The sequence below is a fragment of the Streptomyces sp. NPDC002868 genome (assembly GCF_055563295.1).
The window spans coordinates 1-11,808 of the sequence record NZ_JBVHDR010000013.1; the positions used below are offsets into that span (position 1 = coordinate 1).

At 67.8% G+C, this 11,808-nt stretch carries 7 protein-coding genes; 3 read left to right on the plus strand and 4 right to left on the minus strand.

All coding sequences use genetic code 11. The annotated features are described in order from the left end of the window. Together ACZ3H8_RS31575 and ACZ3H8_RS31580 are read right to left on the minus strand one after the other, a co-directional pair. Positions 1-3,584 (minus strand): type I polyketide synthase (locus ACZ3H8_RS31575; RefSeq protein ID WP_467407870.1); only part of this gene is annotated, 3,584 nt, incomplete at its 3' end. Between the two features lie 215 nt (positions 3,585-3,799). Further along, positions 3,800-5,137, minus strand: coding sequence for a cytochrome P450 (locus tag ACZ3H8_RS31580; RefSeq protein ID WP_467407872.1), 1,338 nt, complete (start codon positions 5,135-5,137; stop codon positions 3,800-3,802). Positions 5,138-5,818: 681 nt separating this feature from the next. Between ACZ3H8_RS31580 and ACZ3H8_RS31585 the strand changes: the two genes are divergently transcribed. Both ACZ3H8_RS31585 and ACZ3H8_RS31590 read left to right on the plus strand, forming a co-directional pair. After that, complete coding sequence (locus ACZ3H8_RS31585) at positions 5,819-6,748, plus strand: ABC transporter ATP-binding protein (protein ID WP_467407657.1); 930 nt, start codon at positions 5,819-5,821, stop codon at positions 6,746-6,748. Then, a complete protein-coding gene (locus ACZ3H8_RS31590) occupies positions 6,745-7,935 on the plus strand; it encodes an ABC transporter permease (RefSeq protein ID WP_467407658.1) in 1,191 nt (396 codons plus the stop codon). The genes ACZ3H8_RS31585 and ACZ3H8_RS31590 overlap by 4 nt, the downstream gene beginning before the upstream one ends. A 353-nt stretch (positions 7,936-8,288) precedes the next feature. Here ACZ3H8_RS31590 and ACZ3H8_RS31595 read toward each other — a convergent pair whose 3' ends face one another. Further along, positions 8,289-8,867 (minus strand): hypothetical protein, encoded by a 579-nt coding sequence (locus ACZ3H8_RS31595; protein ID WP_467407659.1) that lies wholly within the window; start codon positions 8,865-8,867, stop codon positions 8,289-8,291. Positions 8,868-9,265: 398 nt separating this feature from the next. Here ACZ3H8_RS31595 and ACZ3H8_RS31600 point away from each other — a divergent pair, with 398 nt between their 5' ends. After that, positions 9,266-11,134, plus strand: coding sequence for an LTA synthase family protein (locus tag ACZ3H8_RS31600; RefSeq protein WP_467407661.1), 1,869 nt, complete (start codon positions 9,266-9,268; stop codon positions 11,132-11,134). A 22-nt stretch (positions 11,135-11,156) separates the two neighbouring features. Here the strand turns inward: ACZ3H8_RS31600 and ACZ3H8_RS31605 are convergent, their stop codons facing one another. Continuing rightward, positions 11,157-11,735, minus strand: coding sequence for a hypothetical protein (locus tag ACZ3H8_RS31605; protein ID WP_467407662.1), 579 nt, complete (start codon positions 11,733-11,735; stop codon positions 11,157-11,159). Positions 11,736-11,808: the final 73 nt, after the last annotated feature.

Here is an 11,808-nt window from a genome sequence, read left to right on the forward strand (position 1 = left end):
CGCAGACACGACCCGTAGTCCTGCCCCATCGCCCCCGCGAAGACACCGGTCCGACTCCCCCGCAGCGACTCCAGACCGATCCCGGCCCGCTCGAACGCCTCCCAGGATGTCTCCAGCAACAGCCGCTGCTGCGGATCCATCGCCAACGCCTCACGCGGCGAAATCCCGAACACCCCCGCATCGAACGATCCCGCGGCGTAGAGGAACCCACCCTTCTGTACGTAGGTCTTGCCGAGCTTCCCCGGATCCGGGTCGAACACCCCTTCCAGATCCCACCCACGATCCGCCGGGAACCCGCCGATTCCCTCACCGCCGTCCACGACCAGCTGCCACAGATCCTCAGGAGACTCCACGCCGCCCGGGAACCGGCACGCCATCCCCACGATCACCACCCGATCGTCGTCCACCCGGGACATGGCGGACAGTACGGATCCGGATTCATCCTGCTCGCGGCCCACCGCCTCGTCGGCCAGGTAGCCGGCCAGCGCTGTCGGGGTCGGGTAGTCGAAGAGCAGTGAAGTCGGCAGGCTCAGTCCGGTCGCCGTCTTGAGGCGGTTGCGGAGGTCCACGGAGGTCAAAGAGTCGAACCCGAGGCCCTTGAACGTCCATCGCGGCTCGACCTGATCCGGGGACGCGTGACTCAGGATGGCCGCGGCGTGCGTACGAATCTCATGGAGCATCGCGCTACGCCGCTCGCTGTCCGAGGCGTCGGCCAGACGGCTCAGCAGTTGCGGCTGCTCGTCGAGGCGATCGGTGTCCTCAGCTTCGGGCAGGTCGTCCTCCGCCGTGGACAGAGGCAGAGGCGCTTCCGGGACGATGTCACCGGAAGCACCCTCCAGCCAGTACCGACGGCGTTGGAAGGCGTAGGTAGGCAAGTCCACCCGTCGCGCACCGGTTCCGGCGAACAGCGCCGACCAGTCCAGTGCGACACCGGAGGCGTGCGCCTCGGCAAGCGAGGTGAGCAGTCGATCGCTGCCACCCTCGTCCCGGCGTAGCGATCCGATCGCCACGGCGTCGGTGCCTGCGCCATCGGCGGTCTCCATGAGCGCGCCGGTCAGTACGGGGTGAGGACTGACCTCGACAAAGACGCTGTGGCCGTCTTCCAGCAGCCCACGGACCGCTTCGTCGAAGCGGACCGGCTGGCGCAGATTGCGATACCAGTAGCCGGCATCGAGCGTGGCGGTGTCCACGACAGCCGCCTCCACCGTGGAAAAGAACGGGACCTGCCCGGACTGCGGCGCCACTGCGGCCAGTACGTCGACGAGCTCGCTCTCGATCGCCTCCACGTGTGCCGAGTGCGACGCGTAGTCCACCGGCACCCGCCGCGACCGGGCCCCGCGCTGCTCGCACCAGGCCAGCAGTTCCTCCAGGGCGTCCGTGTCGCCGGACACCACAACCGCCCCGGGGCCGTTCACCGCCGCCACCGATACACGGTCCGGCCATCGCTCGGTGAGTTCGCGCTCCGCCTCCGCCGCAGGCAATGCCACCGACACCATTCCGCCCTGGCCCGCAACCGCCGTCAGCGCGCGGCTGCGCAGCGCCATCACCCGGGCGCCGTCCTCCAACGACAGCCCACCGGCCACGCACGCTGCCGCGATCTCACCCTGCGAATGCCCCACCACCGCGGACGGCACCACTCCGCATGCCTGCCATACGGCCGCCAGCGACACCATCACGGCCCAGGACACCGGCTGGACCACGTCGACGCGGTCCAGGGAAGGCGCGCCGGAAACGCCCCGCACCACATCCAGCAGAGACCACTCCACGAATGGATCCAGCGCCTCCGCGCATGCCTGCATCGAGGCGGCGAAGACCGGCGAGGAGTCGAGCAACTCCCGTCCCATTCCGGCCCATTGCGCCCCCTGTCCCGGGAAGACGAACACCGGACCACGGGCGTCATCGCTCTGGGTGACGTCGGCGCCAGGGCGTCCCTCCACGAGGCCGGGGGCGCCCGCGCCCTCAGCCAGGGCTTCCAGGCCGTGCAGGAGTTCGTCGCGGTTCCGGCCCAGCACGATGCCGCGATGCTCGAAGGCGGTCCTGCTCGTGGCCAGCGAGAAACCCACGTCGGCGGGCAACAGACCCGGATCCGCCTTCACATGGGCCAGCAGCCGACCGGCCTGGGCCCGCAGGGCAGGTTCGTTGCGGCCCGACAGCGCCCACAGCATCTTCGGGGCGTCGGCCGCCCCGGGTCGGCGGGCGAGCAGCCCCCCGGTTTCCGCCCCGTCGTCGGCGGCAGCGTCGAGGCCGACGGCCGGTTGCGGGGTGGTCCAGTCCGACAGCACCACATGGCAGTTGGTGCCGCCCATACCGAACGAACTGACCCCGGCCAGCAGGGATTCGTCCGCCCGCGGCCATGGGCTCAGCGAAGTGCCGACCCGCAGGTTCAGGCTGTCGAGCGGGATGGCCGGGTTGGGCGTCCGGAAATTCAGGCTGGGCGGGATCTCTCTCCTGCTGACCGACAGGATCGCCTTGATGAGTCCGGCGATACCGGCCGCGCCCTCCAGGTGCCCCAGGTTGGTCTTGACGGATCCGACGAGCAACGGGGAGTCCGCGGGCCGGGCATGGCCGAGCACCGCACCGAGGGCCGCCGCTTCGATGGGGTCGCCCAACTTCGTCCCGGTGCCGTGCAGTTCCACGTACTGCACATCGGTGGGGTTCACACCGGCCCTGCGGTAGGCCTCCCGCAGGACGTCCTCCTGAGCGGCGCGGTCAGGCGCGGTCAGGCCTTCACCACCACCGTCGTTGTTCATCGCGGTGCCGCGGATCACGCAGTGGATCAGGTCACCGTCGGCGACGGCGCGAGAGAGTGTCTTGAGGACGACGAGGCCGCCGCCCTCACCGCGGACGTAGCCGTTCGCGCGGGCGTCGAATGTGTGACAGCGGCCGTCCGGGGAAAGCCCGCCGAACCTGGCCGAGGCGACCATGCTGTCGGGTGCGAAAGTCAGGTTGACGCCGCCCGCGAGCGCGAGGTCGGACTCGCCTCGGCGCAGGCTCTCGCATGCCATGTGGACGGCGACCAGCGAAGAGGACTGACCGGTGTCCAGTGTGAGGCTGGGACCGCGCAGACCCAGGAGGTACGACAGCCGGTTGGCGATGATGCCACGGTTGAGCCCTGTGAGGGTGTACTGGCCGATGGCCTCCAGTCCGAGCCTGCGCGCCAACGTGGCGTAGTCGTCCCAGATCGCTCCGACGAATACGCCGGTCCTGCTTCCCCGGAGCCTTCGGGGAACAATTCCGCCCTCTTCCAGTGCCTCCCAGCCGAGTTCCAGAATCAGCCGCTGCTGAGGGTCCATCACCATGGCCTCGCGGGGCGATATGCCGAAGAAGCCGGGATCGAATCGATCGACGCGGTCGAGGAACCCGCCCCGTGGCGTGTGCGTATGGTCCACCGTCGAAACGGCCGGATCGTCGAGTGAGTCCGTGTCCCACCGGTTTCCGGGTGTCTCCGTCACGGCCCGGTTTCCCGGTGTCTCCGTCACGGCGCTTTCGCCATGCCGGAGCAGCTGCCAGAACGTAGCAGGATCGGGCGCTTGGGGAAGCCGGCAGGAGATTCCGACAACCGCCACGGCTTCTTCCGAAGAAATTCCGCATTCTGGCAACACGGCCACAGCCTCCACCTTACGGACGGATCCGACTCACCGCCGACTGCGCATTCCGGCCGGGTCCGACTGCCGCGCGGCTGCGAAACGATCGATGCTCTGATCTTTTCCATACTGGAGCTTGATTGCGGCCTTCGTCCCGCAGGCCCCGGGGCATCTAGGGGTACCCCTACTGTTTGACGTGGCCGGACGGCTTTCGATCAGCGCCGGCTCCGCGGGATCATCTGCAGGCCGCCCCGGGGTTGGAGGGTGATGTCGCTCGTCACGCGGGTGGGGGGCGGGCCGACCGGCTCGAATTCCCACTTCCTGCTGAGCGTGGCCAGCGCCATGACACCTTCCATTTGCGCGAAGGAGTTGCCGATGCACTGCCGGGGTCCGGCACCGTAGGGCAGGTAGCTCATTCTGGGCCGTCCAGGAGCTGTCGCGTGGCCGCTCAGCGGGTCACCGTCATCGGAGTCGACCCACCGCTGCGGGGCGAAGCGCTCGGCCTCCGGCCACCATTGCGGGTCGCGGTGCACGATGTAGGGACTCACTATGATCACGCTGTTCTTCGGAATCTGGTATCCGTGAGCGGTGAACTCGGTCACCGCGCGCCTGACAAGGATCCAGGCGGGGGGATACAACCGCAGCGCCTCCGTGAACACCGCATCGGTCCACTTCAGACGTGGCAGGTCGGAGACCTCGGGCAGCCGGTCTCCGAGCACCTCGTCCAGTTCCGCGTGCAGCCGCTCCCTCGCTTCGGGATTGGTGCCCAGCAGGTAGTAGGCCCAGGTGAGGGCTCCGGACGAGGTCTCGTGCCCGGCCATCAGCAGGGTCATCGCCTCGTCGCGCAGCTCCTTGTCGTCCAGCTTTTCGCCGGTGTCGGCATCCTGCACGGTGAGGAGCACCGACAGCAGATCCTCGCCCTCGCCGGATCCTCGGCGACGTTCCTCGATCATTTCGTAGAGGATGGCGTCGACGTTGCTCAGGCCGCGCTTGAACTGACGGTTCGCCGGCAGTGGCAGGTACAGCAGGAACTTCCAGATGGGGCTCATCTCCCACCGCAGGGGCCCGCCTTTGCGGGGGAACGCCGTGCGGATGGTCGATGCGACATTGCTGTCGAGTGAAACATCGAAGAGGGTCCTGGTCACCATGCCCAGAGCCAGCTCGTACATCGCCTCCTGAAAGTCCAGTTGCTTTCCGTCGGAGAACTTGTCGGCGGCCTCCGAAGCAACTTTGGCAAACGATTCGCCGTACCCCGCGATCCGCTGCCGATGGAAAACCGGCTGAATGAGCCGGCGCTGCTTGCGGTGATAGTCGCCCGCGCTGGTGACCAATCCCTTGCCCAGGACCCTCTCCAGGGTCGATCCCCAGTCGTCGGGACCCGGCCCGACCTTCTGGGCATCCTTGTCGAACTTACGGCTGGACGCGACGATCACGTCCTGGACCACGTCGGGGTCGCTGACTACGAAAGCGTACTGATTCCCGAACGGGATGCGCATGATCGGACCGTACTCCTCACGCAAACCGGTGAGGAAGCGCGGTACATGAGCCGTCATTCTGCGCAAGTCCCTGAGCCTCACTTTGCCGATAGGAACCGGCTCTGTGGCAGCGGGAATGTCGGGAGCGGGCTGGACATCAGTCACAGGTGTCTCCTGATGTTGACGGAGGCAGACCGGGGCGGCCCTCGATGCGCCGGGACGGGCATGCGGAAAGACACAGGTCTGGCAGCCACGACCGGGAATCGGAGATTCGCGCGGCCGAACGGGTTCGGACGCTAGCACCGCCGTCCTGACGTGGCGTATGCCGTCCGAGGTTGTCTAGGGAAATCCGGGCAACGAAGCGCCGGCAGTGGCTACATCGCGCCCGGCGGTGACTCCATCGCGCCCTCGGGCGCCCCCGGCCGAGGTCGACGTGAGAACCGCGCCGGGCCTGATGAGCTGACGGATGCCGGGGCGGCCCGGCCCGGTTCGACGGGCCGGCGGCGTTCCAGCAATTCCCTAGAGTTCGGGGCTGCCGCTGGCCGGAGTTCCGCGAACCGTGCTGGGCTGGGGCCGTCCCACCGCCGATCGGCTCCTCGCCTCGGCTTGGCCCACCGGAAGCCGGCACTCGGACGGATGCCCCGGTTCGCCGGCACCCGAACCCCACCGACCACGAAGAGAGCGACGTCGAGTGATGGACCTGCAGAAACTCTCGGACCGTCCTGCGGAGCACGCCTGCCCCGTCCCGGTCGGCGTGTCATGACAGCCGCGATCAAAGCGGCAATCAAGGCGGAAGATCTCAAGAAACGCTACGAGCACATCCAGGCCGTCGACGGGGTGTCGCTGACGATCGAGACCGGTGAGTTCTACGGCCTTCTCGGCCCCAACGGCGCGGGCAAGACCACCACCCTGGAGATACTCGAAGGCGTCCGCGAACCCGACGAGGGCCGTATCGAGCTCTTCGGTCTCAGCCCCTGGCCCCGCAACACCAAGCTGCTGCCGCGCATCGGTGTGCAGTTCCAGGCCTCGTCGTTCTACGAGCGGCTCACCACACGCGAGACCATCCGCCTCTTCGCCTCCTTCTACCGCATCAGCGCCCGCGAGGCCGACATGTGGCTGGAGCGGGTGGGGCTCTCGGAGTTCGCCGGGATCCACGCCGAGAAACTCTCCGGCGGGCAGGCTCAGCGGCTGTCCATCGCCTGCGGTCTGGTGCACAACCCGGAACTCGTCTTCCTCGACGAGCCCACCGCCGGCCTGGACCCCCAGTCCCGCCGAAACCTGTGGGATCTCCTGCGCGACATCAACCGGGAGGGCCGCACCGTGGTCCTCACCACGCACTACATGGATGAGGCAGAGATCCTCTGCGACCGGGTGTCGGTGATGGACCACGGCAAGGTGCTCAGGACCGGCCCCCCGGCCGCCCTGGTCCGGGAGCTGGACGACACGGTGCGGGTGAGCGTGGAGTCCGGGCTGGTCTCCACCGATGCCGTGCGTGAGCTCCTCGCCGCGGGCAACGCCGAGATCTCGGCGGTCGAAGACGACGGCGTGTCACTGACGCTGTCCACCCGGGTGCCCGGGCCGGTGCTGTCGGTCCTGGCCGCCCAGGGCGCGCTGCGGGGCCTGCAGGTACGCGGCGCAACCTTGGAGGACGTCTTCCTCCAGCTGACCGGACGGGAGTTGCGCACGTGAGCATCGATCACACCGAGGAGGCGACGGCCGAGGGAACGCAGGGGCAGGCGGACCTGGCGCCGGAGAGGCGTACGGCGCCGGGGCGGGGATCGGGGTCGGACCGGAAGAAGGCCGAGCGGCTCAGCGCCTTCCGCGAGCTGTCCCGCGTGATGTACCTGGTCTTCGCCCGGGACAAGGGAGCCGTCTTCTTCCTGATCGTCTTTCCTGTGCTGTTCCTGCTGCTCTTCGGCACCCTCTTCAGAGGAGAAACGACCGGGCACGCCAAGGTCGCGGAAGTCGGCAGCGTGCAGGTGCTGGACGCCGTGCGGGGCAAGGACCGCGCAGAGCTGGACAAGGTGCTCAGCATTACTCGCGTGACGGACGAGGCAAAAGCGCTGGCCAAGGTCAAGAAGGGCGACTACGACGCACTGATCAAACAGGGCCCCGGTGGCACGGTCGTGCTCCACTACAGCGCCACCGACCAGGTCAAGGCGGGTACGGTCCGGGGAGCCGTCAACACGCTGCTGGAGCGGGCCAATGTGGCCGCCACCGGCAAGCCGCCGACGTACACCCTGAGCAGTCAGAAGGTCGAGGACGAGTCCCTCAAGCCCATCCAGTACATCACCCCGGGGCTGCTGGGCTGGGCGATCGCTTCGGGCGCGGTGTTCAGCACGGCACTGACGCTGGTGTCCCTGCGCCGCAAGCAGGTGCTACGACGGATGAGACTGTCCCCGATCAGCGCGGGATCGGTCGTGGCTTCCCGGGTCGGCGTGACCATGTTCATCGCCTTCAGCCAGACGGCGCTCTTCCTCGGCGTGTCCACGCTGCCTTTCTTCGGGCTCCAGCTCACCGGCAACTGGTGGCTCATCCTGCCACTGATCGCCTGCGCCACCCTTTCCCTCATGTCGATGGGCCTGTTGGTCGGCGCGGTCACGAAGACCGAGGAGTCGGCCGGCGGCCTCGCGCAGCTGCTGGTGCTGCCGATGTCGTTTCTGTCCGGCTCGTTCTTCTCGCTCGACGACTCCCCGGGCTGGTTGCAGGGGATCGCTTCCGTGATGCCCCTGCGGTACCTGGTGACGGGCAGCGAATCCGTGCTCAGTCGTGGCGGCGGAGTCATGGACGTACTGCCGACGATGGGCGGCATGCTGCTCTTCGGTGCCGTAATGACCGCGATCGCCTGGCGCTTCTTCAGCTGGGACGACACGTAACCCCGCGCGCGCAACAGGCAACACACACGGAGCCGTACGCGCAGGTCTGGCGTACGGCTCCGTGCCGTTGGGCCGTGATGGCCGGTGCCCGGCAGCGCCCCGCAGAGGCGACGAGCGCCGGATGCAACACGACCGAGCCCAGGACGAAGGCATAAGCGACGCAAACCCAGACCACGCGGCGGTCGATCACCAGTGGGGGCTGGCGACTTACCACACCCGCAGCACGAAAACCCCGGGCACCACAGGCCCGTGAACGTGTCCGCTCGGAGCATGCCGCACCGCACGGCTGCCGCGACGCAGGCCCGTGTCTGCGAACTCCGACCGGACCACAAGCCCAACACGCAACCCAGGTCTCACCCAGCCGAAGGAGCCGGTTGTTCCGCGGAGGGATTGCCGGTGAGAGCGCTGTAATAGACGGACTTTTGCTGTTTGGTGCGCTCGCTTTGGTTCTTTGCGACCGACGCTTCCAGGGCGTTGCGCACCAGTGTGACGTTCACCGTGCGCTTCGGGTGTGCCTGCGCCAGCTCTTTGGTGACCTCGGCCGCTGACCGCGGTTCCTGGTGCTCGGCGAGCAGGGCGACGACGAGTTCACGCAGCGGCGGCCCGGCAGGTTGTGCCTTCGCATCTGCCTTCGCATGTGCCTTCGGCTTTGGCACATTCTTGGGGCGCTTGCCCTTGCCGGCAACCGTGTTGGCGCGCCGCGCGCCGGGAACCACTGAGGTCGTTGCCGCCGTGGTCTCCTTTGCGGGGACGGTCCGCAGGGCCGCCTGCATGCTCACCAGCAGCTCGTGATCCTGCTGCAGCGCGTCGAGTTGGTTCTGCAGTGCGGCAGCCTCGGACTTGAGGCGTTCTTGTTCCCTCGCGTTGGCCTCGATGTCGGCAGCGACTTGCTTCGCGTATTGGGATTTCAGGGTGGGGTTGTCCTCCGGCACGACAGCTCTCTTTCCTCGTGGGTGTGTTGATGCCGGATGCTACCCACACTTACCGCGTTTATAGAACGGTGAAGTAGCTGGTCAGTCTCGTACTGCCCGGCCGGCACGAGTGCAGTGCCGTCGGCGCCCAGTCCCCCGTCGCATGTCCAGCCTGCCGAATTGCTCGTCGGGGGGCAGATCGGGGCACTCGTCGTCGGTGTCGACCGCGGCCCGCCACCTCGCGGTCGCGGAGCACTCGCCGGTGGCCGGGTTCACCCTCACCGGCGTACGCTCCCCGCGCGGGCGACCCTGGTGATTGAACTGAAGCCGCCTGCAAGCCGTACTGATAACGGCGGCCCCGACCTCCCGAGCCTGGTCCGTCGTGCCACCACCGGGCTTCGCACGGAAGGACCTTCGGGTTGTCGCTCTTCACGCGCTCTCGTCAGCTGCCGAACACGGACAAGACACCCACGGAGGAGGGCCTGCCGCCGGGGGACACCGCCGCTGGTCAGGACGCCGCCGCGAGTGACGGCACCGGCGCTGGTGAGGACGCCACCGCAGGTGACGCCGTCAGTGACGACGCGGATGACGCGGATGACGCGGACGAGGCTGTCGCAGGCGGCGGTTGGCGGGGCAAGCACCCGACCGCGGCTCGGACCATAACCTGGGTGACCACTGCCCTGGCCGCCGTGCTTGTGCTCTTCGCCCTCCTCCTGCCGAACGAGCCCACCCGCCTCACGCCCAGCGCGTTCGCGCGCATCCCGGTGGAGGGGATCTTCGGTGCCGCGTTGCTGCTCGTCCTGCCCCCGAAGGCGAAAAAGGTGGTGGCTGTGCTCGCCGGGGTGGGACTCGGACTGTTGACCATCCTGAAGTTCCTCGACATCGGCTTCTACTCGGCTCTCGACCGGCCTTTCGACCCGATGCTCGACTGGATCCTGTTCGACGACGCCGAGGCGTTCCTCAGGGACTCGGTCGGCCGGGCCGGCGCGATCGGTGCCGTCATCGGGCTCGTGGTCCTCGTCCTCGCCTTGCTCGTCCTCATGACGCTGGCGGTTGTCCGGCTGAGCCACCTCATGGTCCGGCTCAGAGCCGCTGCGACCCGTACCCTCCTGGTACTCGGGACCGTCTGGATAACCTGCGCGGCGCTCGGCGTGCAGATAGCCGGCGCACCGCTCGCTTCCAGAAGCACGGCCGAGCTCGTCCACGACCGTGCGCGCCAGGTGAGTGCGGGCCTGAAGGACGAGCGGGAGTTCGCCAAGGAGGCCGCCGCCGACGACTTCCGCGACACCCCGGCCGACCAGCTGCTGACCGGGCTGCGCGGCAAGGACGTCATCTTCGCCTTCATCGAGAGCTACGGCCGCAGCGCGGTCGAGGACCCGCGGATGGCGTCGCAGGTCGGCGCGTTGCTGGCGGACGGGACCAGTCGGCTGCGCGCGGCCGGGTTCTCTTCCCAAAGCGCCTTCCTCACCTCGCCGACAGCGGGCGGCGGCAGCTGGCTGGCCCACTCCACGTTCATGTCCGGCCTGTGGATCAAGAACCAGAAGCGCTACGACAGCGTCACCTCAAGCGACCGCATGGCCCTCACCGGCGCCTTCCAGCGCGCAGGCGCCTGGCGGACGGTCGGGATCATGCCGGGCGTCACCCGGGCCTGGCCGGAGGGGCAGTTCTACGGCCTCGACAGCATCTACGACTCCCGGTACCTCGGCTACAAAGGCCCGAACTTCAGCTGGGCACCCGTACCCGACCAGTACAGCCTGTCCGCCTTCGAACGCCTGGAGCACGGCAAGCCAGGCCGCGAGCCGATGATGGCGGAGATCATCCTCGTCTCCAGCCACAACCCCTGGGCGCCCATCCCCAAGATGATCGGCTGGGACGAGGTCGGTGACGGCTCGGTCTACGACGCCATCAACAAGGCGGGCAAGGACCCCAAAGAGGTGTGGAGGGACCCCAAAAAGGTGCGCACCGAGTACCGGCGTTCCATCGAGTACTCACTGAACAGCCTCATCTCCTACGTGGAGAAGTACGGCGACGACGACACCGTCCTCGTCTTCCTCGGCGACCACCAGCCCGCCCCGATAGTCACCGGCGAGGACGCCGGCCGGGACGTACCGATCGCGATCGTCGCCCATGATCCGGCCGTCATGAACCAGATTTCCGGCTGGGGCTGGCAGGACGGCCTGAAGCCCGGCCCGAAGGCCCCGGTCTGGCGGATGGACACCTTCCGCGACCGCTTCCTGACCGCCTACGGCCCGCAGCCCGGCCCCAGCCCGTCCCCGCCAAGGCGGTAACCGCCGGGGGCACACCGGTGGGCTACGCGTCCACTGTGCTCCGCGCAGCAGCCGGCTCTTCCGCTGCGGACTCCTTCTTGACGGTGCTGTAGTAGACGGACTTCTGCTGCTTGGTCCGCTCGCTTTGGTTCTTGGCCACTGATGCCTCGAGGGCGTTGCGAACTACAGTGACGCTCAGCGTGCGTTCGGGGTGTGTCTGTGCCAGCTCTTGGGCGACTTCGGCTGCCGACCTTGGCTCCTGGTGCCCGGCAAGGACGGCGACGACAAGTTCCCGCAGTGGAGGCGCGCTCTTGTTCGCCTTCGCTTCGGTCTTCGGCTTTGCCGTCTTGCTGGGGCGCTTGTCGGTGTCGGTGCTTGTCTTTGTGCGCCGTGCCCCGGGAACCGTCGCCGTCTTGGCCGCCTTGGCCTGCTTCACGGGTGGAGTGCCCAGGGTCGCCTGCAAACTCACCAGCAGCTCGTGGTCTTTCTGGAGTGCTTCAAGCCGGGCCTGCAGTGCGGCAGCCTCGGACCTGATGTGTTCTTGTTCTCTGCTGTTGCGCTCCAGATCGGCATCGACCTGCTTGGCGTATTGGAACTGCAGAGTGGGATTGCCCTCGGGCATGACAGCTCACCTTCCTTGTACAACTGTTGGGGGCGGATGCTACCCACACCTGTCGCTCTTGCAGAACACCGTG

Coding starts and splice junctions, on each gene's coding strand:
- ACZ3H8_RS31585 (WP_467407657.1), top strand. CDS start 5,819: ATGACAGCCGCGATCAAAGCGGCAATCAAGGCGGAAGATCTCAAGAAA.
- ACZ3H8_RS31605 (WP_467407662.1), bottom strand. CDS start 11,735: ATGCCCGAGGGCAATCCCACTCTGCAGTTCCAATACGCCAAGCAGGTC.
- ACZ3H8_RS31580 (WP_467407872.1), bottom strand. CDS start 5,137: ATGACGGCTCATGTACCGCGCTTCCTCACCGGTTTGCGTGAGGAGTAC.